We start from the raw sequence: 23,211 nt of genomic DNA, 5'->3' as shown, positions 1-23,211 counted from the left end.
TCGCTCAATAAAGCTCGATACGAAGGCCGGCGGCTTCTGGATGTGTCCGTTTGGAACACGGTCGTTTCAGGCGTTTAAGTTTGACGCATGATTTTCTTGTGTAGACATCGCTAAGTTAAACCCGTTGAAAGGAAAAAGCCTTAGAAATGCGGGGATTGGCGCGTCTGGGTTCACTTGTACTGTATGAATACAACCTGGCAAATACTAACGGGCAATCTTGCCATCGTTGCATTGGTGATCTCGGTCTGGGCTCACATCTATTTCCGATTCCGTCAGCTCAGCGATCTGCATACCAAGCTCGCCTTCGGCGCCGTCATGGGGGCCGGGACGATGGCCTCGATGATGATGTCGGTGCCGCTGACCAACGGCGTGTTCATCGACCTGCGCTATTCGCTAGTGGCGATATCGGCGCTGTTCGGCGGCGCACCTTCGGCCATTCTGACGATCCCCATGGCCGTCGCCTTCCGGCTCTACATGGGTGGGGCGGGTGCGGTTGACGGAGTGATCAGCATTGCCTGCGCCGGTGCGGTCTCGCTGACGCTGCGCATATTGCAGAAGCGGCGCAAGGCGAAGCTCAGCGATATCTTCATCCTTGGTGCCACCGTCTCGCTGACGCTGCTGGCGACGATGCTGATCCTGCCCAATCAGGTCAGCGCCATGACGCTGCAGCTCGTCGGCATTCCCGCCATCGTGCTGAATTTCGGCGCCATCGCCGTTGCCGGTTCGCTGCTCCTGCAATTCGAGAACATGGCGCAGGACCGTGATCTTCTGACCGCGGCGCTGACGCAGACGCCGGATTTCCAATACGTCAAGAACCGCGATAGCGTCTTCGTCGTGGTCAATCGCAATGTCGCCGAGCACCACCATTTCAGCTCGCCGGAAGCGATGATCGGCACCACGGATTTCCACATCGCCACACAACGCCGCGCCGAAGTGCTGTTTGCCGAAGAACAGGACCTGATGCGCCGGGGCGAAGCGCAGATCAACAAGATCGAATCCCTAATGCAAGGCGAGCGGGAACACTGGTTCCGCACCTCGAAAGTGCCGCTGCGCGACCGCGACGGCGTCATCATCGGGCTTGCCGGCGTCACCCGCGACATTACAGAGGAGCGCCGCATCGAGCGGGAGCTGCGCGACAACCGCAACATGTTGTCGCATGCGATGTCCGGCATGTCGGATGGGTTTGCGATGTATGATCCGCAGGGCAAGCTTGTTTATGCCAACCCGCAATATTCCAACCTCTTCCCGCTCTCAGGCGTCGTGCGCGTCGCCGGTTACAATATCCGCGATATCCTGCGGAAGGCCATCGAGACGCAGGAGCGCCGCAACTTTCCCGTTGCCGTCGATGAGCAATGGATCGAGACCGCCGCGCGCGACCTGCACCGCGACAAGGACGAGGAAATCGACCTCTATGACGGCCGATGGCTGAGCCTGCGCACGCGCATGACGGCCGATGGCATGGCGCTTGTGGTTGTTTCCGACGTAACAGCGATGAAGCAGGCCGAGCATTCGCTGCGTGCCGTTGCCGACCGGATGAAGAGCCTCGCCGAAACCGACGGCCTGACGGGCATCGTCAACCGCCGCGCCTTCGACGAAGCCCTGGCGCTCGCGCTCGCCCGCAGTGTTCGCGAGCGCACGCCGCTCAGCCTGCTGATGATCGATGTCGACCGCTTCAAAGCCTATAACGACACCTATGGCCATCTGGCCGGCGACGAATGCCTGAAGGCTGTGACCGACTGCCTGCGCAAAGCGGCAAGACGCGACACCGATATTGTTGCCCGTTTCGGCGGCGAGGAGTTCGTGGTGCTGATGCCGGAGGCCGACGAGGCCGATGCCTGCCGCGTCGCCGGACAGTTCCGCGATGCGCTGCACGCGCTGAACCTGCCGCATACCGGCAGCGAATTCACCCGGGTGACGGCGAGCGTCGGCGTTGCCGTCAAGCAGAGCCGCGGCCGGGCGACGACACCCTCCGAATTCATGCAGCATGCCGACGAGGCGCTTTACGATGCCAAGCGCGGTGGGCGTGATCGGGTATCGATCTGGGAGCCGGCGAGCAGCACGCGTGCCGTAAACGGCTAGCCGATATCCAGCATCAAGGCGCAGTGATCGGACACTTCGGGCGTGCGGACGACCTCGAAGCGGGTGACCTCGACATCTGCCGAGACCAGCATGTAGTCAGCAAACTTCCCCTCTTTCGGATAGAGAGACGTTCGCGTGCCCTCAAAGCCGCGGGACGTCACGAAATCGGTCAGGCCCAGCCTGCCGAGGATCCCGAACGTGGCGCTATCAGGCAGGACATTGAAGTCGCCGCAGACAACGAGCGGATCGCCCTGCCGGTGGATGCGGCCGATCAGCGCCACCAGGGCTTCGGCCTGTGCGATCCTTTCAGGCGTGTCGCCTTTGCCCGCCATGTCGCGCAGGCCGTGCAGCTGCGCGATGGTCACGGTGCGGCCCGTGGCATAGTCGAACAGCCTGACGACATGGGCGTTGCGCGCCCGTGGATGGGTGCCGTATCCATCCGGCGAGAAACGGCCATGGACGAAATCCGCCGCCTGGCCGGTGATCGCCAGGGAGCGGTGGATGAAAGTGGCAAGGCCGAATTCCGAGGTGACGGCGCGATCGCCATCGAACAGCTCGCCGCGCGTTGATGGGGCGAAAAAGCCGTCATGCTCAGGAAGCGCGGCCTTCAAATCATCGAAGAGATTGGGACGCTGCGGCAGGATATGGCTGCCGTCGCGATATTCCAGCCAATCCGCCACGACACCTGACGAGCGGGTGATTTCCTGCAGGCAGAGCACATCCGCACCCGCGGTGGCGAGATACTCGATCAGCGGCTGGTAAATCTTGCCGCCCCAGGCATTCAACGAGATGATCCGCACGATGCCTCCCCCGCCCTGCCCGGCCTATTTCTTCTTGTAGGGAGCCATGCCCATGCGCGCCAATTCGTCGGCGCGTTCGTTTTCCGGGTGGCCGGCATGGCCCTTGACCCAGTGCCACTTGACCTTGTGGCGCTGGTTGGCGGCATCGAGTGCCTGCCACAGCTCGCCGTTCTTCACCGGCTTCTTGTCGGCGGTCTTCCAGCCGTTCTTCTTCCAGCCGAAGATCCACTTGGAGATGCCGTCCATGACGTATTTGCTGTCGGTGTGGAGATCGACTTCGCAGGCGCTGTTGAGGGCCGAAAGCGCCGAGATCGCCGCCAGCAATTCCATACGGTTGTTGGTGGTCTCGGCTTCGCCGCCAGACAGTTCCTTCTCGACCTCGCCATAACGCAGGATCGCACCCCAGCCGCCGGGACCGGGATTGCCCGAGCAGGCACCATCGGTGAAGATATCGACATGTTTCATTCGGAAAGCCCGTATTCGGCGGCAGACTTGATCTGGCGGTGGAAGCGCAGCTTGCGCAGATATTCGAGCGGATCCTTCTTGGTGACCATGGCGCCCTCGGGCGTCGTCAGCCAGTCGTAGAGGCGGGTCAGGAAGAAGCGCAGCGCCGAGCCGCGCGACAGGATCGGCAGAGCCGCACGTTCGGCTTCGCTGAGCGGGCGGACACTCTGGTAGCCCTCCAGCATCGCCGTACCCTTGGTAATGTTGTAGGCGCCGTCCTTTTCGAAGCACCAAGCATTGAGGATGATCGAGACGTCATAGGCCAGCAGGTCGTTGCAGGCGAAATAGAAGTCGATCAGGCCCGAAAGCTGGTCGCCGAGGAAGAAGACGTTGTCGGGGAAGAGATCAGCGTGGATGACGCCTGACGGCAGCTCCCGCGGCCAGTGGGCGGAGAGGAAATCCATCTCGCCGCGCACCTCAGCCGACAGCCCCTTTTCCACCTCGTCAGCGCGGGCCTCCGACTTGTCCCAGAGAACCTTCCAGCCATCGATCGACAACGCATTCGGGCGCTTCAACTCGAAGCCTTCGCCGGCAATGTGCATCTGCGCCAGGGCCTTGCCGACCTCGCGGCAGTGCCTGGCTTCCGGCTTGCGCAGCCACATGCCTTCGAGGAAGGAGATCAGCGCCGCGGGGCGCTCCGACAGATGGCCAAGCAGCGCGCCATCCTTGCGCGGCAATGGCAGCGGGCAGGACAGGCCGCCAGCGGAGAAATGCTGCATCAGCCCGAGGAAGAACGGCAGATCGTTCTTTTCTACGCGCTTCTCATAGAGCGTCAGAATCAACGGATCCTTCGTTGTGTGCAGCAGGAAATTCGAATTCTCGACGCCCTCGGCGATCCCCTTGTAGGAGAGCAGCTCGCCAGCATCATATTCCGTCAGGAACCACTTCAGATCGTCTTCGGAGATATCGGTGTAAACGGCCAAGGTGGGGTCTCGTTTCGGGTTGGGTGGTCGCTCGGAGATGATAACCCCCTCTGCCCTGCCGGGCATCTCCCCCTCAAGGGGGAGATCGGCAGATGGTGAGGGTTTCCCCAAACAATTGATGTCGAGCGAGCGATTTCTCCCAGCTGATCTCCCCCCTTGAGGGGGAGATGTCCGGCAGGACAGAGGGGGGTATCACCCCCTCCGACAGAACACTACCCATTCACAAACGCCATATCCGCCGATGTCAGCTCGATATTGCGCAGCTCGCGATTGACGAGGAAATGCTCGTTTTCCTGTACCGTCTCGGCCAGCTCCACCTGCGCATCGAAACGGGCGCGGAAGGCCTCGATGATTTCGTTGACGATGACTTCGGGGGCCGAGGCGCCGGCGGAAAGGCCGAGTGTCGAGATGTGGCCGATGTCGTCCCAGTTGAGCTCGGAGGCGCGCTGCACGAGGATCGATTTCTTCGCCCCTGCCCTCAGCGCCACTTCGACAAGCCGCTTGGAGTTGGAGGAATTCGGGGCGCCGACGATGATGAAGAGGTCGCAGCCGGGTGCCGCCTGCTTCACCACTTCCTGGCGGTTGGTCGTGGCATAGCAGATCGAATCTGCAGCAGGTGCAGTCAGGTTCGGGAAGCGCTGCTGGAGCCTGGCGATGACGCCGGCGGTATCGTCGACCGACAGCGTCGTCTGCGTCACATAGCCGAGATTATCGGGATCGGCGGGCTCGTAAGTATCGGCGTCCTCGACGGTCTCGATCAGCGAGACCGAGCCCTCGGGCAGCTGGCCCATGGTGCCGATGACCTCAGGGTGTCCGGCATGGCCGATCAGGACGACATGGCGGCCTAGGCGGTTGTGGCGCATCGCCTGCTTGTGGACCTTGGAGACCAGCGGACATGTGGCATCGAGATAGAAGAGGTTGCGGCTGTTGGCATCTTCAGGGACCGACTTCGGAACGCCATGCGCGGAGAACACCACCGGCTGGGCGCGATGCTCTTCAGGGATCTCGTTCAGCTCCTCGACGAAGACGGCGCCCTTGGCTTCCAAGCCCTCGACGACATAGCGGTTATGAACGATCTCGTGGCGGACATAGACGGGCGCGCCGTAGGATTTCAGCGCCAGAACGACGATCTGGATGGCACGATCGACGCCGGCACAGAAGCCACGCGGCCCGCAAAGCCTGATCGTCAGAGGAGGTTTCGCTGCTATGTTCATCTTACGTCCGGTATCCATCGTCTCGGGTGTCTAGCCCAATATAGGAAGGAATTGAAGCGATACTATTGCGCCGGTGCGTTGCCGCTGCGCTTGCGGAACCAGGAAACGCCGACGATGCCGACCAGCACTGCCGCCAGGCCATACCAGGTGAAGGCATATTCGAGGTGGTTGTTCGGCAAGTCGATTTCGGTGACACCGCCGATCGGCATGCCCTTCGGGTTCGGCGTCGAGTCCGCATCAACGAAGAAAGGCACGACTTTCGCCGGATCGAAACCGTCGCTCGACGTCATCGCGTCGATGTCCTTCCAGTAGAAGACATTCTTGACGAGATCATTCTCGGGCACGACCCAAGACGGCTTGCCGGGCAGGCGATTGCGGGCAAGGCCGGTGACAGTCTGCTGGCCGGTCAGCTGGCCCTGCATACGCATCTCCGGCTCCTTGTTCTCATAGGGAACGAAGCCGCGATTGACGAAGAGATAGCGCCCGTCCGCCATTTCCAGCGGCGTGTAGACGTAGAAGCCGGTCTGGCCGCGCCAGGTGGCGAAGAAGTGCCGTTCCTTGTTGTTGACGTAGCGGCCGGTGACTGTGACCGGGCGGTATTCGATATCGGTGCCACCGGCGTGCATCGCTTCGATGGCGGAGAGCTCGACGGGGGCCGAGGTTCGGCGCGTCGCGATGTCGGCGAGAAGGCCTTCCTTCCAGTGCAGCCGCTCGACCTGCCAGGTGCCGAGCGAAATCAGGATGGTGAGCGCAATCAGCACCACTATGCCTGTGAAAACAGGCGGCTTGCGGCGCGTGGCCGGATTGTTCATGTCAGTCACTCAGGCGTCCTTCGCGGGCATTGTGGCGGTATTGCATGGCGATCAGGATGCCCTTGCACCAGCGCAGGGTCAGCAGCGACAGGATGATCGTCAGCGGGCCGAAGAGCAGGATATGCAGCCAGATCGGCGGCGAATAGTTGACCTCCAGCCAGAGCACCGAGCCGATGACGATGAAGCCGACAATGAGGATGACGAAGACAGCCGGGCCATCGCCCGAATCAGCGAAGGCATAATCCAGCCCGCAGGCGGCGCATCGCGGCTTCAGCGACAGCATGCCATCGAACAGCTTGCCGTTGCCGCAGCGCGGGCAGCAGCCCTTGATGCCGCTCTTCACCGGATCGACCGGTGGAAAAAGAGCTGTGTCTTCTTTCATACCCATTCCCGATAACGGCGATCTCACCTAAAGCCGCCTTAACTCTCCCATAGAGTATCCGCAGGACGAAGGGAAATACCTGCGCGATTTCGCCTCAGCGATTCGCGCCAAACAGAAGAAGAAGACGCATGGACAACGACAACACCGCCGCGCAGATCGTCATTTTGAACGGCGCGCCGCGCAGCGGCAAAACTACGATCGCGAGGGCGATCCAGCAGCAATTCGACGGCCCCTGGATGAATCTGGGGGTCGACGGCTACAATGCGATGACGCCGGCCGAGTATCTGCCGGGCATCGGCCTCAGGCCCGGCGGCGAGCGTCCCGATCTCGAGGAACTGGTGCCGTTCTTCTACGCGGCGCTCTACGAATCGATCGCCATCCATGCCGGGCTCGGGCTCAATGTCGTTGCCGATCTCGGCCATCATGACGCGTACTCGCAGCCGCTCGGCATTCTGGCCGATTGCGCCCGGCGCCTCGAAGGCTTTCCGGTGCTGTTTGTCGGCGTGCGCTGTCCGCTCGACGTCATCATGAAGCGGCGGGAGATCGACGAGCCCGGCCGCGAAGAACTCTATGCCAAGGCGACGGCCGAAACAGCGGTTCCGGAAGCGGTGCGCCGCTGGCAGGACGAGGTCCACAAGCCCGGCATCTACGATCTCGAGCTCGATACCTCTGTGCTGACGCCCTATGAGTGCGCCGAGGCGATCCGCCATCAGCTTGATATCGGCATTCCCGAGCCATCCGCCTTCGAGCGGATCGCCGGGTTGCGATAGAGCAAAGAAAAAGGCGGGCGCCATTGGCACCCGCCTTTTCAATATCAGCCTTTCGACCGGATCAGCCGTGGGCGACCGGTGCGCCCCATCCACCCCAGATGTAGATGGAGAAGAACAGGAACAGCCAGACGACGTCGACGAAGTGCCAGTACCAGGCCGCAGCCTCGAAGCCGAAATGCTGCTTCGGCGTGAAGTCGCCGCGGATGGCGCGGATCAGGCAGACGACCAGGAAGATCGTGCCGACCAGAACGTGGAAGCCGTGGAAGCCGGTCGCCATGAAGAAGGTCGCGCCGTAGATCGATGCCTTGAAGGCGAACGGAGCGTGGGCGTACTCGTAGGCCTGGACGCAGGAGAACAGGATGCCGAGCAGAACGGTGAGCGTCAGGCCCTGGATGAGGCCCTTGCGGTCGTTGTGCAGCAGCGCGTGGTGTGCCCAGGTGACCGTCGTGCCCGAGAGAAGCAGGATGACGGTGTTGTAGATCGGCAGGTGCCAGGGATCGAGAACCTCGATGCCCTTCGGCGGCCATACGCCACCGGTGAAGGCGAGGCGCGAGGCCTGAATGGCTTCATGCGGATAGAGGCTGGCGTCGAAGTAGGCCCAGAACCAGGCAACGAAGAACATCACTTCGGAAGCGATGAACATGATCATGCCGTAGCGAAGGTGCAGCGAGACGACGCGGGTATGCGCGCCCTCGTGGGCTTCCTTCACCGTATCGGCCCACCAGCCGTACATGACGTAGAGGATCAGCGCGAGACCGATGAAGAACAGCCACGGATGCGCCCATTCGATGCCGAACAGGTGCAGCGATCCGCCGTTGATGTAGCGCATGAATCCGACGCCACCGAAGGTGATGATGAAGGCGCCGATCGAGGCGAGCAGCGGCCACGGGCTCGGATCAATGATATGGTAGTCGTGGTTTTTCTGATGCGCGTCGGCCATCTTGTATCCCCGGATCTCTTCCTCGCTCGTTCCCGGCATAGCCGGAAACGGACCTCAATCAAAGTTTCTTTTCAACCTTCTCCGCTCCACCCTCATTCGAAGCCACCGGCTTCGGTCCCTCTTTCGGGTAGAACGTATAGGATAGCGTGACCGTGTGAATGTCTTTCGATTCCACGGCCTTGGTAATTTCCGGATCGATGTAGAACACCACCGGCATTTCAAGCTTTTCGCCCGGCTTCAGATCCGTCTCGGTGAAGCAGAAGCACTGGACCTTGTTGAAATAGGCCCCGGCTTCGCCCGGCGTGACGTTGAACACCGCCTGGCCGCGCTGGGTCTCATTCGAGCGGTTCTCGGCAACGAAATTGACCTGGATCGTCTCGCCGATGCGCGGATTGACTTCGCGCTGGACCGGCTTGAATTCCCAGAACAGGCCGGGAGCGACATTGGCGTCGAAGGTGACGCGCATCTTGCGGTCGAGGATCACGGTCGATGCCTGCTCGACGCGCTGCGTCGTGCCGTTATAGCCGGTGATCTGGCAGAACATGCGGTAGAGCGGAACGGCGGCATAGCTCATCGCGCCCATGCCAACGACGAAGCTCAGGCACATCATGACGACGGCGCCGTTATTGCGGCCCTTCTTCTTCGGCGCGTCCACGGTCTCGCTCATTCGCTCAGCCTCCGTGTCCGGTGAACTTGACGATGGTGATCGCATAGAACAGCACGCAAAGGCCTGCCAGCACGAGGCCAAGCGCGACGTTGCGATTGCGGCGCGACTTGCGCTGCGCTTCGGTCAATTTGACGGTTTCGATCAAATCAAACCTCCTGCGTGGAACACCAGGATAGAGGCCACGCGATCGAACATGAGAGCAGAGAAGATGGCAAACAGATAGAAGATCGAGAAAGCGAACAGCTTCTTTGCCGGGATCATCTTCAGATCGCCATCCGGCATCCGCCAGACGGCGATGGAACAGCTTATGAAGATTGCGCCGAGCAGCGTCGCGACGAGGCCGTAGCCGAAGCTGGCAAAGCCGAGCAAGGACGGGACGACGCCGCAGATGGCCGTCAGCACCGCATAGGCAACGATCTGATGCTTGGTGGTGCGCTCGCCTGAGACATTCGGCAACATCGGCACGCCGACGGATTCGTAATCGTGCATCTTGAAGAGCGCGAGAGCCCAGAAATGCGCAGGCGTCCACAGGAAGATGATCAGGAAGAGAACCGTGCTTTCGATGGTGACCGAATTGGTCACGCAGGCCCAGCCGATCATCGGCGGGAAAGCGCCTGCCGCGCCGCCGATGACGATGTTCTGCGGCGTCGAGCGCTTCAGCCACATCGTATAAACGACGGCATAGAAGAAAATGGTGAAGGCCAGGATCCCGGCCGAGAGCCAGTTGACGGCGAGACCGAGGATGGTGACCGAGAAGCCCGAGAGCACGAGGCCGAAAGCCAGTGCTTCGCGCGGCTGGATGCGGCCGGCCGGGATCGGGCGCTGCGCGGTACGGGTCATGACAGCGTCGATATCGGCGTCATACCACATGTTCAGCGCACCCGACGCACCAGCACCGACAGCAATGCAAAGGATCGAGATGAGGCCGAGGATCGGATTGATATGTCCGGGCGCCAGCACGAGGCCGGCAAAGGCCGTGAAAACCACCAGCGACATGACGCGGGGCTTCAGAAGCTCGAAATAATCGCGTGCGCCTGCTTCCGACAGGCGGAAGTCGCCTTCGTTCGCAAGTGCCTCGTGATTGTCGATGACCGTCATTATTCCGTCCTGCTTACATTAAGGCCGGACGCCGCATCTTGGTGCGGCGTCCGGTATTCCAGCATCTTACTTGATGCGCGGAAGCTGTTCCCACTGGTGGTACGGCGGCGGCGAAGGCAGCTGCCATTCGAGCGTCGTTGCACCCTCACCCCACGGATTGTCGCCAGCCAGGCGCTTCTTGGCGAAAGCTTCGAAGACACCGAAGAGGAAGATCAGAACCGCGAAGGCCGAGATGTAGGAGCCGATGGAGGAAACATAGTTCCAGCCGGCGAATGCATCCGGATAGTCAATGTAGCGGCGCGGCATGCCGGCGAGGCCGAGGAAATGCTGCGGGAAGAACACCAGGTTTACGCCGATGAACATGACCCAGAAGTGCAGGTTGCCGATCCACTCGCTGTACATGTAGCCCGACATCTTCGGGAACCAGTAGTACCAGGCAGCGAAGATGGCGAACACGGCGCCGAGCGACAGAACGTAGTGGAAGTGAGCCACGACGTAATAGGTGTCATGCAGCGAGCGGTCGAGACCAGCATTTGCCAGCTGAACGCCGGTGACGCCACCCACCGTGAACAGGAAGATGAAGCCGATCGCCCAGATCATCGGCGTACGGAAGCTGATCGAGCCGCCCCACATCGTTGCGATCCAGGAGAAGATCTTCACGCCCGTCGGAACGGCGATGACCATCGTTGCGAACACGAAGTAGCGCTGCGCATCGAGCGACAGACCGACCGTGTACATGTGGTGCGCCCAGACGACGAAGCCGACGGCACCAATCGCGACCATGGCGTAGGCCATGCCGAGGTAACCGAAAACCGGCTTCTTCGAGAAGGTCGAGATGATGTGGCTGACGATGCCGAAGCCCGGCAGAATCAGGATGTACACTTCCGGGTGACCGAAGAACCAGAACAGGTGCTGGTAGAGGATCGGGTCGCCGCCGCCTTCAGGCGCAAAGAAGGACGTGCCGAAGTTGCGGTCGGTGAGCAGCATGGTGATGCCGCCTGCCAGAACCGGCAGCGAGAGCAGCAGCAGGAAGGCAGTGATCAGAACGGCCCAGGCGAAAAGCGGCATCTTGTGCAGCGTCATGCCTGGAGCGCGCATGTTCAGGATCGTGGTGATGAAGTTGATCGCGCCGAGGATCGACGACGCACCGGCGATATGCAGCGAGAAGATCGCCAGATCGACGGCCGGGCCAGGCTGGCCTGCGGTTGCGAGCGGCGGATACATCGTCCATCCACCACCAGCGCCGTAAGCACCGGCCGGGCCCTCGACGAACATCGACAGCACGAGCAGCAGGAAGGCCGGAACGATCAGCCAGAATGAGATGTTGTTCAGACGCGGGAACGCCATGTCAGGCGCACCGATCATGATCGGCACCATCCAGTTGGCGAAACCGCCGATCATCGCCGGCATGACCATGAAGAAGATCATGATCAGGGCGTGAGCGGTGGTGAAGACGTTGAACATATGCTTGGCGCCGTCGATCGCGGCGTCGCCTTCGAAGCCGTAAACCATCGAGGCCAGACCGTGGAAGATCTGGATGCCAGGCTCCTGAAGCTCCATGCGCATGGCGACGGAGAGCGCGCCGCCGATGATGCCGGCGAAGATCGCGAAGATCAGGTAGAGCGTGCCGATGTCTTTGTGGTTCGTCGAGAAGAACCAGCGATTGACGAAGCTCGGCGTATGCGAGTGATTGTGATGGTCGTCATGCGCATGCGCGTCATGGCCATGCTGATCATGAGAATGATCGTGAGCGGAAGGTCCAGCCATTGTCCCGAGTCCCTTCTAGATTACTGAGCGTTTTCGGCGACATCGACGGTCTTCGGACCATCGGTTTCTGCCATGAGGCTTTTGTAGGCCCCGGGAAGATCGGAAGCGGCGGCCGTCAGCCACTGCTTGTACTTGTCTTCGGAAACGACACGGATCGCGATCGGCATGAACGCATGATCCTTGCCGCAGAGCTCGGAACACTGGCCGTAGAACAGGCCTTCGCGCTCGGTCTTGAACCAGGTTTCGTTGAGGCGGCCCGGAACAGCATCGATCTTGACGCCGAAGGACGGCATCGCGAAAGCGTGGATGACGTCGGTCGGAGCGGCGGTCACCAGAACGCGGACGGTCTTGCCGACAGGCAGCACGACTTCGTTGTCGACGGCGAGCAGGCGCGGATAGGTGGAGAGGTCGGTCTTGCCGGCAGCGGCACGATCCGGATCCTTCAACAGGTAGGAATCGAAGGCCAGCGGATTGTCGCCGGTGCCCTCATATTCGTAATTCCACTGCCACTGGGTCGCGGTTGCCTTCAGCGTCACATCCGGATTTTCCGGCAGCGTCAGCTGGGCGGTCAGAAGGTTGAACGACGGAACAGCGAGGAAGAGAAGGATCAGAACCGGCCCCACGGTCCAGATGACTTCGATAACCGTGTTGTGGCTGGTCTTCGACGGCACCGGATTGGCGCTCGCACGGAACTTCCAACAGACGACGATGAGCAGGATCAGAACGAAGAGCGTGATCGGTACGATGAACCACAGCGTATATTGTTCGAACCAGCGGATTTCCCGCATAATCGGCGTCGCCGCCGGCTGCAGCGTTGCCTGCCACGGCATCGGCTGATCGGCATATGTGCCGGAAGCAAAAAGCAGACAGACCAGCGCGGTCAGAGCTGCATAAGCCTTCTTAATCACCTTAGTATCTCCCTCGAGCGCTTGACCTGCCATAAATCGAACGCAGAATCCTTGCCATCTTCTGCGCTTCAAACCACAGTTTGCCATGGACCGCAACTGGCCAAAGCAATTGTCTATGCGGCATTTTTGCGTAACGACAAATTCGCAAGCAGGCACAAAACATTACCGCCGATTTGCACCATCATACGGAAAAGCCTTACGCGGGCCAATCCAAAGCCCGAACATTCTTGCCGAAAGGTCCTATTTCTGCCGTAGTCCCCCGGTTTTCACGGGGCAGGTCTTTTCATTTTCGGCGACGGCCTTCAACAATACCGTCACCGATTCGAATCCAGAGGTTTTTATGGGTTTCCGTTCCCTCGCGCGGTCGCTTGCCGTGACCACCATACTTGCAGCAGCAGCGGCCACCCCCGTCTTCGCGCAGCAGCAGCCGGCCGCCAAGCCGCCTGCACAGGCTGAACCCGCGCCCCCGGCACCCGGACAGCAGCAGGCCGTTCCCGGCCAGAGCCAGCCGCAGGCACCGGGCACGGTAAAATCCAACCACGGCGCCTGGTCCGTCGTCTGCGACAAGCCGGCCGGCGCTTCGGCCGAGCAGTGCGCGCTGATGCAGAACGTGATTGCCGAAGACCGTCCTGAAGTCGGCCTCTCGGTCGTCGTGCTGAAGACCGCCGACCGCAAGTCCAAGATCCTGCGCGTGCTGGCGCCCCTCGGCGTGCTGCTGCCGAACGGCCTCGGCCTCAATGTCGATGGCAAGGATATCGGCCGCGCCTATTTCGTCCGTTGCTTTGCCGATGGCTGCTATGCAGAAGTCGTGCTCGAGGATGAGCTGCTCAAGACCTTCCGCAGCGGCACCAGCGCCACCTTCATCGTCTTCCAGACACCGGAAGAAGGTATCGGCATTCCGGTCGATCTGAAGGGCTTTGCCGAAGGCTACGACGCACTACCCTGATAAGGGCCTGATTGGGGCTTGCTCGAACACCCGTCCGGACCTACATCGGCTTGAAGCATTGCAGCTTTGAAGCGGAGCATACCATCATGAATACCGACCTCCTGACGCTCTTCGATGCCGACGAAGCGACGATGCGCAAGCTCGTGGCCGAAGCGCTCTCCGGCTCCGATGACGGCGAGCTCTATATCGAGCATGCGCAGGCGGAATCGCTGATGTTCGACAACGGCCGCCTCAAGGGCGGCAGCTTCAATACCGAGCAGGGCTTTGGCCTGCGCGCCGTGGCTGGCGAAGCGGTCGGTTATGCTCATGCCGGCGACCTCTCTGTTTCAGCGCTGAAGCGCGCCGCCGATGCCGTCGGCGCTGTTACCCGCGGCTATTCCGGCAGCTATGCCGCCGCCCCCCAAGGCACCAACAAGAAATTCTACAACGACGAGAACCCGATCGGCTCGCCCTCTTTCGAAGAGAAGGTGAAGGTGCTGACCGATATCGACGCCTATCTGCGCGGCAAGGACGACAAGGTGCGGCAGGTGACGGCTTCGGTCGCCGCCAGCTGGCAGGTCGTCGATATCCTGCGTGCCGACGGCCACCGCGTCCGCGACATCCGGCCGATGACCCGCATCAACATCTCGGTCATGGTGGGCGAAGGCGACCGGCAGGAGAGCGGCTCCTACGGATCCGGCGGGCGCATCGGCTTCGGCGATTTCATCACCGAGGGCAGCTGGCAGACGGGCGCCGACGAGGCGCTGCGCCAGGCGCTGGTCAATCTCGAAGCCATCGAGGCGCCTGCAGGCACGATGGATGTGGTGCTCGGCTCCGGCTGGCCCGGCGTCATGCTGCACGAGGCCGTCGGCCACGGGCTGGAAGGCGATTTCAACAGGAAGAAGACCTCGGCCTTTGCCGGCCTGCTCGGCCAGATGGTCGCCGCTCCCGGTGTCACTGTCGTCGACGACGGCACGATCGACAACCGCCGCGGCTCGATCACTATCGATGACGAGGGTACGCCTTCGGCCTATAACGTGCTGATCGAGAACGGCAAGCTTGTCGGCTACATGCAGGACCGGCAGAATGCCCGGCTGATGGGCATGAAGGCGACCGGCAACGGGCGCCGCCAGGGCTATGCCCATGTGCCGATGCCGCGCATGACCAACACCTATATGCTCGGCGGCGACAAGACGCCCGAGGAGATCATTTCCTCGGTCAAGAAGGGTATCTATGCCGTCTCCTTCGGCGGCGGCCAGGTGGATATCACTTCGGGCAAGTTCGTTTTCGGCTGCACCGAGGCCTACCTGATCGAAAACGGCAAGATCGGCGCGCCGATCAAGGGCGCGATGCTGATCGGCAATGGCCCTGACGCGATGAAGCGCATCTCCATGGTCGGCAACGACATGAAGCTGGATACCGGCATCGGCAATTGCGGCAAGGCCGGACAATGGGTGCCCGTCGGTGTCGGCCAGCCGCATTTGCGCATGGACCAGGTTACTGTTGGCGGTACGCAAACCTAACAACCTCAGGAGACGGCGATGCGCGAGATCCTGATACGGCCCTTTGCCATCGCCGACATTGACGGCGTCTTCTCGGTGATCCTGCCGATCCAGCGGGATGAGTTCGGCATCGCCATCACCGCCGACGACCAGCCCGATCTCGCAGTGATCCCCGACTTCTATCAGGCCCGCAAGGGGCAGTTCTGGGTCGCCGAACTCGACGGAACGATCGTCGGGACGCTCGGGCTCAAGGATATCGGCAATAACCAGACGGCGTTGCGCAAGATGTTCGTGGCGGCCCATGTGCGCGGCCGCGAGCACAATGTCGCCGCCCGCCTGCTCGACGCGCTCCTTGCGCATGCCGGGGAGCATGAGATCACCGATATCTTCCTCGGCACCACGGACCGGTTCCTCGCCGCCCACCGGTTCTACGAAAAGAACGGGTTCAGCGAGATCAGCCGGAACGACCTCCCCCGCGCCTTCCCTGTCATGGGCGTCGATAGCAAGTTCTACCGGCGGGCACTCGGCAAGTAACTCCGCGTATTCACGGCCTAAACAGCCATTTCCGCTCGACCGAGGGTGCGAGGTCGATGCCGTTGTGGCGGGCGAAGAGGAGGATGTGGCCGAGGAGATCGGCGGTCTCGTCGGCGAGGTCCTGCTTCATCTCGGCGGATGTCCGGCCCTTGGCGCGTCCCCTCCCCGTCAGGCGGTTCCAGGCCTGGGTGAGCTCACCCATCTCCTCCTGAAGCTTGAGCAGAAACCAGTCGCGATCGCGCTCCACGCCGTTCGCCTCGGCATAGGCCTTCGACGCCGCCTCGAATTTTTCGGCAAGCTCTGACAGCATTTCGTTCTCCTTCCGTACTCATGAAGGAGAACCGTGATTCCCGGCTGTTGTCCAGTCTCGATCAGCTGTTGCCGCCGACCATCACGCAGTCATAGGAGCGCTTCTTCAGGGCGTCGCAGGCAGCGGCGGCGGCATCGCGGCTGCCGAAGCCGGTGAAGCGGGCGCGGTAGACGGCGCTCGCGCCGGAGCCGACGGCTTCCGTCAACGGCGAGGCGGATTTCAGTGCCGCGCCGCCTTCGGTCTTGGCCTGCGCCAGAAGGGCCTGTGCGGCCTCGGCGCTTGGCGCTGCGGAGATCTGGATCTGCCAGCCGCTGGACGATGCCTGCAGCTTGCCGCCCTTGCCCATCTTGTCGAGAGCAGCCGGACGGTCGAGTGGAACGGTGGTGCCGCTATAACCGAGTGCGAAGGGGATCGCCTCGGCATCGCCCTGGGCGCGCGGTGCGTTCACCGGAACCGGCAGATCGCCATCATCGGCAGCGGAAGCGACTTCAACGGGAGCGGCCGGCTGCGGCTTGCTGCCGGCGCTGGCAACCAGCTTGGCGCCACCCGATGCGCGGTCGAGATATTTGTCGAGCAACGCTGCCATCTGGGCATCGCGGCTGCGGGCCGTGCGGCCGCCGAGAACGACGCCGACGACGCGGCGGTTTCCATCGCGCACGGCGCTGACGAGGTTGAAGCCGGAGGCATTGGTATAGCCGGTCTTGATGCCGTCCATCCCCTCGTAGCGGTACATGAGATTGTTGTGCCCGCGGATCATCTTGCCGCGAAAATTGAATGAAGCCACCGAGAACAGCTGGTATTCCTTCGGGAAATTGCGGATCAGCGCCACGCCGAGGGTCGACATGTCGCGGGCCGTCGTCACCTGGCGAGCGTCGGGCAGGCCCGAGGCGTTGTAGAAGGTAGTGCGGCTCATGCCGAGCTGACGCGCCTTCTGCGTCATCATCCGGGCAAAGTTGCTTTCCGAACCGCCAAGCTTTTCGCCCATGGCAGCGGCAGCGTCGTTGGCCGACTTGACGATCATGCCATAGACCGCTTCGCGCACGGTGATCGTGCCGCCGGGGCGGACACCGAGTTTCGTCGGCGGGCGGCTGGCTGCATATTTCGACATGACGATCTGGCTATCCCAGCTCAGCTTTCCGCGATTGATCGCTTCGAAGGCGAGATAGAGGGTCATCATCTTGGTCAGCGATGCCGGGTGGTTCAGCACGTCGGCATTTTCGGAAGCGAGGACCTTGCCTGTGCGGGCATCGAGGATGAAAGAGGCGTTGCCGGCGATCGCCGCAACGGGTGCCGAAAAGGCAAGCGTCGCAGTCAAGAGTGTGGCCAACAGCCTGTTCATGGATTTCCCCTCTAGGTGCCACGCGCGCGCAGCATTGCCAAAATGTGTCCCGTTCTGTGACAGAAGCCCGCACTTTGGCGCGACTTTGAGGCAACGAACACTGGTTCTCTGAGTTTTTTCCACCCGTGGTGAAGGAAACGTAAAGATTTCAGTCCGAAAAGCAATCTTCAGCAAGGTTTAACACCAGAATTGGTAGGGTCCGGACCTTTCACGGAGCTGACATGCAGGGATTGTGGAAAAAAAGGGTGAAAAAGGCCGCCATCACCGCGGGCCTTGAAGCGGCGCATCTGATCAGCGCTACGCGACTGATGCGTGGCGCGCGCGGCCGTGGCGCCATCTTCACCCTGCACCATGTCCGCCCTCACGAGGCGCATGACTTCGAACCCAATGCGCATCTGGAAATCACGCCGGAATTCCTCGATGCTGCGCTGTCGCGGCTGACGAAGGATGGCTATCGCTTTGTGGCGCTGTCGGACGTCTCTGCCCTGCTCTCTGCACCGGCAGGCGATGCGCCCTTTGCGGCCTTCACGCTCGACGACGGTTATCGCAACAATCTCGTCCACGCCTATCCGATCTTCGAGAAGCACGAGGCTCCGTTCACGATCTTCGTGGCCAAGGGCCTGACCGAGCGCACGCACAGTATCTGGTGGGAAACGCTGACACTGCTGTTGCGCCGCGCCGATCTGCTGCATTTCGATTTCGGGAGCGGCGACGAGGTGCTCACGCTCGAAAATCCGGCCGATCAATACGCGGCATTCGCGAGATTTGCGGCCTTTCTCCATAGCACCGACGAGACGGCGGCGATCGCGCGGCTCGACGCGCTGGCGCGGCAGCACGAGATCGATCCGCTCGGCATCGTCGATGATCTGGTGATGGGCGAGGCCGAACTCAACCTGCTGGAGGCGAGCCCCCTCGCCTCGCTTGGCGCGCACACGATCAGTCACCGCGCACTTGCCCGGCTGCCGGAAGCTGACGCTCGCGATGAGATGCGGATTTCGGCCGATCACGTAGAAGTGGTTACCGGCCATCGGCCCGTGACGGTCGCTTTTCCTTACGGCACCCGGGAGGCGGCGACGCAACGCGAGGCGGCAATTGCCGCCGGGCTCGGCTTCACGGTGTCTGTGACGACGCAACCCGGCGTTATCAGGACCGGGCTATCCGGCGGCACCCATTACCTGCCGCGTCTGTCGTTGAACGGCCTCTACCAGAAGCCGCGCTACGTCTCGGCGCTGGCCTCAGGCATTCCCCTGAAACTGATGGGAAAATAAGAGGTTACGGATACATCCGGACCTTTTCCCAATCCCCCTCGGGCTCCGCACGGCGGAACTCGATGCGGTCGTGGAGACGGAAATTCTGGTCTTTCCAGAACTCGATCGTAACGGGCTTGATACGGAAACCGGACCAATAGGCAGGGCGCGGAATTTCACCAATCGCATAACGGGCGGTATATTCGGCAACCGACTTCTCAAGTGCGAAGCGGCCTTCGAGCGGACGGGACTGTTTCGATGCCCAGGCACCGATGCGGCTGCCACGGGCGCGCGATTTAAAATAGACGTCGGCCTCTTCGTCGGTTACGACTTCCACCGGACCACGCAAACGCACCTGGCGGCGCAGCGTCTTCCAATGGAAGCACATGGCCGCCTTTTGCTGTCCCAAGATTTCGCGACCTTTCTGGCTCTCGAAATTGGTGTAGAAGACGAAGCCTGCGGTATCGAATCCCTTCAGGAGGACCATGCGGACATTGGGAAGACCAGCCTCATCGACGGTTGCCAGCGCGACAGCATTGGGATCGTTGACCTCCGAAGCCTCGGCTTCCTTCAGCCATTCCGCGAAAAGCTTGAATGGTTCGCCGCGTTCGGTAAAGTCACTGCTTGTTAACTCATTTGCCGACATATTAGCTCAAATGCCCCGGGTTATCAGGTTAAATGCCCAGCTATTCACGACTGGACAGGACACAGGGTGGAAGTCATAGCAAAGTCAACTCACCATACAAAGGGCTTCCTGCGCCGCAGCGGTTCGCTCTTTCTCATCGGCATGGCGACACTTTCGCTGTCAGGCTGCATGACCGGTGGTTTTGACTTCCTCAGCGATTCCAAGGTCGACCGTTCCGTCTCAACCGGCACCGTGCCGCAGAATCCGCCGAGCACCGATACGCTTTCAGACGAAATGACCGTGCGCAACGCCGTGACCTCCGCTGATGTCGGCAAGGTCGGCGCGCAGCCGCTGGCCTGGGCCAACGCCTCGACCGGCAGCGCCGGCGTGATCGACACGATCGTCGAGAACAACGATTCCGGCCAGGTCTGCCGGCAGTTCCGCACCACCCGCCACTCCTATGACGGCATTGCCAAGTTCATGGGCAAGACCTGCCTGGTCGGCGGCGGCAACTGGCAGCTTTTGAGCTTCCAGCCGGAAGGCTGAACCTTTTTCCACAGGAATGCTTAATGCGTGTGACTGCGGCATGACAATGCTTAGCAGAACGATAACCATTTGCCGCGAAAGCCACCGGCACCGGCGGCGAAAATAATAAGTGATTAGCAACTCTGCCGCACGATCCAGCCCATAAGCGCGAGGTCCGGTTGAACCGGATGGCGCGCAAAGAGTTGTTATTGGGCTTCCGGTTGCCAAGAGGTGGCAGCCGGATCGGACACCGGCGGATTACTATGCGCGATCCATATAAGGTCTTGGGCGTCCAGAGGGACGCAGGAACTGACGAAATCAAGGCTGCCTGGCGCAATATGGCCAAGGCGGTTCATCCTGACCATAATCAGAGCGACCCGAACGCCACGGCGCGTTTCGCCGAGGTCGGCCGTGCCTATGAAACGCTGAAGGATCCGAAGAAGCGAAGCCTCTTCGACACCGCGGCGCGCATGGCAGCGGCGAAGGTCAGCGGCGAAACCATCATGCAGCAGCGCCAGGCGGCGCGCGAAGCGGCTATCCGCGCCAAACAGGCGCAGGAAAATGCCGAACGCGTGATGGAAGAGCTGGCGCGCGCCAACGCCCAAAAGGCGGCCAAGGCCGCAGCCGAGGAAGCGCAGAAACAGAAGGCCGCAGGCGCCGAAAGTGCCGAAGACGTCGTCGAGCGCATCTTCGGGGCGAACGCGCAGGCCAAGACTGCAGGCGCCGGCGCGACCGGTCAGGCTCAGCAACAGCAGGCTCAATCCCAGGCAAGGCCAAAGCCTGCCGAACCTGAGGCCGCCCCCAGGAGCGAACCGGACACAGCCAAACCGGATGTCGAAAGCGTTGACGCGACTGCCGCTGCAGCAGCGGCCAACATATTGCAGCCCTTCAGCATTCTGACATCGCTGGTGCGCCGGTTCACCGGGGCCGCCCCGGCACCCGAAAAGGCGCCGGACCAGTTTGCCCAGGCGACCGTGACGATCGAAGACATCCTGAAAGGCAACCGTATCACCGTTCAGCTGGGCGAAGCCCAGGAGGCAAGCTTCACGCTGTCCTCAGGGACGACCGATGGCCAGCAGATCCGCCTCAAGGGTCAAGGCCTGAAACTGCCGAACATGCAACGCGGCGACGCTGTAATCAGCGTGCGCATCGCATCCGACCCGAAATTTACGGTGCACGGCTACGATCTGCACACGGTTCTGCCGCTGACGATCGAAAACGCCGTGCTTGGCACGGAAGCCGAGATCGACGGGCCTGACGGCAAGGTCCGGGTCAGCGTTCCGGCATGGTCCGGATCGGACAAATCGATCCGCGTCCAGAGCCAGGGCCTGCCTGACGGCAACGGCGCGAAAGGCGATCTCGTCGTCGAGTTGCGCATTATTCTGTGGGAAAAACCTGACGATAAAGTCACCGACCTGATGAGAAGCATGCGCGAAGGGCTTTTCCTGTGAAATTTTCGTGACAAGAGCACCCTTTGTTACGATCCCTAACAGTTGATGATTGCTCGCAATCTTGAACCGATTAGCTGCCTATGCCATAGGCACGTTTGAATTGGTTCATTAGGGGGCAAAATATGGCTCAAGCAACAGGCCTCATGTCAGGCAAGCGCGGCGTCATCATGGGCGTTGCGAACAATCGCTCGATCGCGTGGGGCATTGCGAAGGCTATTCATGCACAGGGCGGCGAAATCGCCTTCACCTATCAGGGCGAGGCGCTGAAGAAGCGCGTAGAGCCGCTGGCTGCCGAACTCGGCGGCGTTCTGGCCGGCCACTGTGATGTCTCCGACGAATCCACTATCGATGAAGTCTTCGCCAATGTCGAAAAGATGTGGGGCAAGATCGATTTCGTCGTTCACGCCATCGGCTTCTCCGACAAGGACGAACTGACCGGCCGCTATGTCGATACCTCTGCCGACAATTTCAACAAGACGATGCAGATCTCCGTCTTCTCCTTCACCTCGGTCGCACGCCGCGCAGAGAAGCTGATGACGGATGGCGGTTCGCTGCTCACCCTCACCTACTACGGTGCCGAGAAGGTGATGCCGAACTATAACGTCATGGGCGTTGCTAAGGCCGCTCTCGAAGCCAGCGTCAAGTATCTGGCCGTCGACCTCGGACCGAAGAACATCCGCGTCAACGCGATCTCCGCAGGCCCGATCAAGACGCTCGCAGCATCCGGCATCGGCGACTTCCGCTACATCCTGAAGTGGAACGAATACAACGCTCCGCTGCGCCGCACGGTTACCATCGAAGAAGTCGGCGACGTCGGCCTCTATATGCTGTCCGACCTGTCGCGTTCGGTCACCGGTGAAGTTCACCACGCCGACAGCGGCTACCATGTCATCGGCATGAAGGCTGTGGACGCGCCCGATATTTCGGTTATCAAGGACTGACCGAACTCCAAGAAACGGGACATGCCGTGCTTATCTATGTGGTCCGACACGGCCAGACCGATTGGAATGCCGAACGCCGTCTCCAGGGACAGAAGGACATTCCGCTGAACCCCATCGGCCGCGAACAAGCGCGGCTGAACGGCATCGATCTCGGAGAGATTTTGAAGGTCGAAGGTATCCCCTTCGACTTCGTTGCCAGCCCGCTGACCCGCACCCGCCAGACGATGGAAATCATCCGCGAGGCCATGGGCGTCGATCCCAAGGCCTACCGCACCGACGAACGGCTAGTCGAGGTTTCCTTCGGCGATTGGGAAGGCTCGACGATCAAGGAATTGAAGGCGACGCAGCGTGATCGCGTCACCGAGCGCAACCTCAACAAATGGGATTTCATTCCGCCCGGCGACGACGCCGAGAGCTACGAGATCATGTCGTGGCGAATTGCGTCCTGGCTAAATTCTGTTGATAAACCAACGGTTTGCGTGACGCATGGCGGCGTCATTCGCAGTCTTTTCAAGATGATTGCCGATGTGCCGAAGCACGAAGCCGCCGAAGGCGACATTCCGCAGGACCGGATCTTGAAGATCAACAGGGCGGAACGGCTGATCGGCTGGATCTGATCCCGGTTACTGGACGATATCGAGGTCGTTGATGACGCGCTTGCCATCGACCTCAGTATAGAAGATCACCACTTTCACGCCGGCCTTCAAACCATCGAAATTGAATTCTTCCGGCGCCTGATAGGTTTTGCCGTCGTCGAGCGTCAGGCTGAGATTGGCCGTATCGACCTTCTTGATCGTCGCCTCGACGTCGGCGCTTTCAGCAAAACCGCTGATCGGCGACAGGAAACTGGCGGTGGCCAACAGCGTGGCAACAAAAAAACGCATCGCGGCGACCCTCTTCACACTCGACTCAAAAATCTTATGGAACACAGATAACCCTCTGAATATG

At 61.1% G+C, this 23,211-nt stretch carries 26 protein-coding genes; 10 read left to right on the top strand and 16 right to left on the bottom strand.

Features of this window, described 5'->3' with window-relative positions; genetic code table 11:
- Nucleotides 1-183 precede the first annotated feature (183 nt).
- Entirely contained in the window at nucleotides 184-2,079 is a 1,896-nt protein-coding gene (locus tag AB4Z25_RS10020; protein ID WP_112537169.1) for a diguanylate cyclase, read from the top strand.
- On the opposite strand, the gene AB4Z25_RS10015 is transcribed toward AB4Z25_RS10020, so the two are convergent.
- The 6 genes from AB4Z25_RS10015 to AB4Z25_RS09990 all read right to left on the bottom strand — a co-directional run bounded on the left by AB4Z25_RS10015 (nucleotide 2,076) and on the right by AB4Z25_RS09990 (nucleotide 6,714).
- Nucleotides 2,076-2,879 (bottom strand): endonuclease/exonuclease/phosphatase family protein, encoded by an 804-nt coding sequence (locus tag AB4Z25_RS10015; RefSeq protein ID WP_112537168.1) that lies wholly within the window; start codon nucleotides 2,877-2,879, stop codon nucleotides 2,076-2,078. The two genes, AB4Z25_RS10020 and AB4Z25_RS10015, sit on opposite strands and share 4 nt — an antisense overlap.
- A gap of 24 nt (nucleotides 2,880-2,903) precedes the next feature.
- Entirely contained in the window at nucleotides 2,904-3,344 is a 441-nt protein-coding gene (gene rnhA, locus AB4Z25_RS10010; protein WP_112386446.1) for a ribonuclease HI, read from the bottom strand.
- Nucleotides 3,341-4,306, bottom strand: a complete 966-nt coding sequence (locus tag AB4Z25_RS10005; RefSeq protein WP_112537354.1) for a homoserine kinase — start codon at nucleotides 4,304-4,306, stop codon at nucleotides 3,341-3,343. The genes rnhA and AB4Z25_RS10005 overlap by 4 nt, the downstream gene beginning before the upstream one ends.
- A 212-nt stretch (nucleotides 4,307-4,518) precedes the next feature.
- Complete coding sequence (gene ispH, locus AB4Z25_RS10000) at nucleotides 4,519-5,520, bottom strand: 4-hydroxy-3-methylbut-2-enyl diphosphate reductase (RefSeq protein WP_112386516.1); 1,002 nt, start codon at nucleotides 5,518-5,520, stop codon at nucleotides 4,519-4,521.
- A 62-nt stretch (nucleotides 5,521-5,582) separates the two neighbouring features.
- Nucleotides 5,583-6,332 (bottom strand): SURF1 family protein, encoded by a 750-nt coding sequence (locus AB4Z25_RS09995; RefSeq protein ID WP_442208002.1) that lies wholly within the window; start codon nucleotides 6,330-6,332, stop codon nucleotides 5,583-5,585.
- Between the two features lies 1 nt (nucleotide 6,333).
- Entirely contained in the window at nucleotides 6,334-6,714 is a 381-nt protein-coding gene (locus tag AB4Z25_RS09990) for a DUF983 domain-containing protein (RefSeq protein ID WP_112537353.1), read from the bottom strand.
- A 128-nt stretch (nucleotides 6,715-6,842) separates the two neighbouring features.
- Here AB4Z25_RS09990 and AB4Z25_RS09985 point away from each other — a divergent pair, with 128 nt between their 5' ends.
- Nucleotides 6,843-7,484, top strand: a complete 642-nt coding sequence (locus AB4Z25_RS09985) for a phosphotransferase-like protein (protein ID WP_112386449.1) — start codon at nucleotides 6,843-6,845, stop codon at nucleotides 7,482-7,484.
- Nucleotides 7,485-7,545: 61 nt separating this feature from the next.
- Here AB4Z25_RS09985 and AB4Z25_RS09980 read toward each other — a convergent pair whose 3' ends face one another.
- From AB4Z25_RS09980 to coxB, 6 genes are all read right to left on the bottom strand, one after another.
- Nucleotides 7,546-8,424 (bottom strand): cytochrome c oxidase subunit 3, encoded by an 879-nt coding sequence (locus tag AB4Z25_RS09980; RefSeq protein WP_112537352.1) that lies wholly within the window; start codon nucleotides 8,422-8,424, stop codon nucleotides 7,546-7,548.
- Nucleotides 8,425-8,482: 58 nt separating this feature from the next.
- On the bottom strand, nucleotides 8,483-9,091 hold the full coding sequence (locus AB4Z25_RS09975; RefSeq protein WP_112537166.1) for a cytochrome c oxidase assembly protein: 609 nt from the start codon (nucleotides 9,089-9,091) through the stop codon (nucleotides 8,483-8,485).
- Between the two features lie 4 nt (nucleotides 9,092-9,095).
- The gene (locus AB4Z25_RS09970; RefSeq protein WP_162698648.1) at nucleotides 9,096-9,236 is read right to left on the bottom strand and encodes a hypothetical protein; all 141 of its coding nucleotides are present in this window, start codon (nucleotides 9,234-9,236) and stop codon (nucleotides 9,096-9,098) included.
- On the bottom strand, nucleotides 9,233-10,189 hold the full coding sequence (locus tag AB4Z25_RS09965; RefSeq protein WP_112537165.1) for a heme o synthase: 957 nt from the start codon (nucleotides 10,187-10,189) through the stop codon (nucleotides 9,233-9,235). The genes AB4Z25_RS09970 and AB4Z25_RS09965 overlap by 4 nt, the downstream gene beginning before the upstream one ends.
- A 66-nt stretch (nucleotides 10,190-10,255) precedes the next feature.
- On the bottom strand, nucleotides 10,256-11,956 hold the full coding sequence (gene ctaD, locus AB4Z25_RS09960; protein WP_112386452.1) for a cytochrome c oxidase subunit I: 1,701 nt from the start codon (nucleotides 11,954-11,956) through the stop codon (nucleotides 10,256-10,258).
- Between the two features lie 20 nt (nucleotides 11,957-11,976).
- Nucleotides 11,977-12,864 carry a cytochrome c oxidase subunit II gene (gene coxB, locus AB4Z25_RS09955; RefSeq protein WP_442207958.1) on the bottom strand — a complete coding sequence of 296 codons (888 nt, stop codon included), beginning with the start codon at nucleotides 12,862-12,864 and terminating at the stop codon, nucleotides 11,977-11,979.
- Between the two features lie 340 nt (nucleotides 12,865-13,204).
- On the opposite strand from coxB, the gene AB4Z25_RS09950 reads away from it, so the two are divergent.
- The 3 genes from AB4Z25_RS09950 to AB4Z25_RS09940 all read left to right on the top strand — a co-directional run bounded on the left by AB4Z25_RS09950 (nucleotide 13,205) and on the right by AB4Z25_RS09940 (nucleotide 15,825).
- Complete coding sequence (locus AB4Z25_RS09950; protein ID WP_112386454.1) at nucleotides 13,205-13,810, top strand: invasion associated locus B family protein; 606 nt, start codon at nucleotides 13,205-13,207, stop codon at nucleotides 13,808-13,810.
- Between the two features lie 86 nt (nucleotides 13,811-13,896).
- Complete coding sequence (gene tldD / locus AB4Z25_RS09945; RefSeq protein WP_112537164.1) at nucleotides 13,897-15,312, top strand: metalloprotease TldD; 1,416 nt, start codon at nucleotides 13,897-13,899, stop codon at nucleotides 15,310-15,312.
- 18 nt (nucleotides 15,313-15,330) lie between these two features.
- Nucleotides 15,331-15,825, top strand: a complete 495-nt coding sequence (locus AB4Z25_RS09940; protein ID WP_442207957.1) for a GNAT family N-acetyltransferase — start codon at nucleotides 15,331-15,333, stop codon at nucleotides 15,823-15,825.
- Nucleotides 15,826-15,835: 10 nt separating this feature from the next.
- Here the strand turns inward: AB4Z25_RS09940 and AB4Z25_RS09935 are convergent, their stop codons facing one another.
- On the bottom strand, nucleotides 15,836-16,135 hold the full coding sequence (locus tag AB4Z25_RS09935) for a pyrophosphatase (protein WP_442207956.1): 300 nt from the start codon (nucleotides 16,133-16,135) through the stop codon (nucleotides 15,836-15,838).
- A 61-nt stretch (nucleotides 16,136-16,196) separates the two neighbouring features.
- On the bottom strand, nucleotides 16,197-17,474 hold the full coding sequence (locus AB4Z25_RS09930) for a D-alanyl-D-alanine carboxypeptidase family protein (RefSeq protein ID WP_442207955.1): 1,278 nt from the start codon (nucleotides 17,472-17,474) through the stop codon (nucleotides 16,197-16,199).
- Nucleotides 17,475-17,695: 221 nt separating this feature from the next.
- Here AB4Z25_RS09930 and AB4Z25_RS09925 point away from each other — a divergent pair, with 221 nt between their 5' ends.
- Nucleotides 17,696-18,742 (top strand): polysaccharide deacetylase family protein, encoded by a 1,047-nt coding sequence (locus AB4Z25_RS09925; RefSeq protein WP_442207954.1) that lies wholly within the window; start codon nucleotides 17,696-17,698, stop codon nucleotides 18,740-18,742.
- 4 nt (nucleotides 18,743-18,746) lie between these two features.
- Here the strand turns inward: AB4Z25_RS09925 and pdxH are convergent, their stop codons facing one another.
- A complete protein-coding gene (gene pdxH / locus AB4Z25_RS09920; protein ID WP_442207953.1) occupies nucleotides 18,747-19,367 on the bottom strand; it encodes a pyridoxamine 5'-phosphate oxidase in 621 nt (206 codons plus the stop codon).
- Between the two features lie 66 nt (nucleotides 19,368-19,433).
- On the opposite strand from pdxH, the gene AB4Z25_RS09915 reads away from it, so the two are divergent.
- The 4 genes from AB4Z25_RS09915 to AB4Z25_RS09900 all read left to right on the top strand — a co-directional run bounded on the left by AB4Z25_RS09915 (nucleotide 19,434) and on the right by AB4Z25_RS09900 (nucleotide 22,880).
- Nucleotides 19,434-19,892, top strand: coding sequence for an RT0821/Lpp0805 family surface protein (locus tag AB4Z25_RS09915; protein ID WP_112537159.1), 459 nt, complete (start codon nucleotides 19,434-19,436; stop codon nucleotides 19,890-19,892).
- 242 nt (nucleotides 19,893-20,134) lie between these two features.
- A complete protein-coding gene (locus tag AB4Z25_RS09910) occupies nucleotides 20,135-21,322 on the top strand; it encodes a J domain-containing protein (RefSeq protein WP_112537158.1) in 1,188 nt (395 codons plus the stop codon).
- 122 nt (nucleotides 21,323-21,444) lie between these two features.
- Nucleotides 21,445-22,263, top strand: coding sequence for an enoyl-ACP reductase FabI (gene fabI / locus AB4Z25_RS09905; RefSeq protein WP_112386463.1), 819 nt, complete (start codon nucleotides 21,445-21,447; stop codon nucleotides 22,261-22,263).
- Nucleotides 22,264-22,289: 26 nt separating this feature from the next.
- The gene (locus AB4Z25_RS09900; RefSeq protein WP_112537157.1) at nucleotides 22,290-22,880 is read left to right on the top strand and encodes a histidine phosphatase family protein; all 591 of its coding nucleotides are present in this window, start codon (nucleotides 22,290-22,292) and stop codon (nucleotides 22,878-22,880) included.
- A 6-nt stretch (nucleotides 22,881-22,886) separates the two neighbouring features.
- Here AB4Z25_RS09900 and AB4Z25_RS09895 read toward each other — a convergent pair whose 3' ends face one another.
- On the bottom strand, nucleotides 22,887-23,147 hold the full coding sequence (locus tag AB4Z25_RS09895; protein ID WP_112386465.1) for a DUF1344 domain-containing protein: 261 nt from the start codon (nucleotides 23,145-23,147) through the stop codon (nucleotides 22,887-22,889).
- Nucleotides 23,148-23,211 lie beyond the last annotated feature (64 nt).

The organism is Rhizobium sp. RAF36 (assembly GCF_052114105.1).
Taxonomy (GTDB): Bacteria; Pseudomonadota; Alphaproteobacteria; order Rhizobiales; family Rhizobiaceae; genus Rhizobium.
Note: the sequence above shows the minus strand (reverse complement) of the source record. Positions and strands in the feature narration are given on the sequence as shown.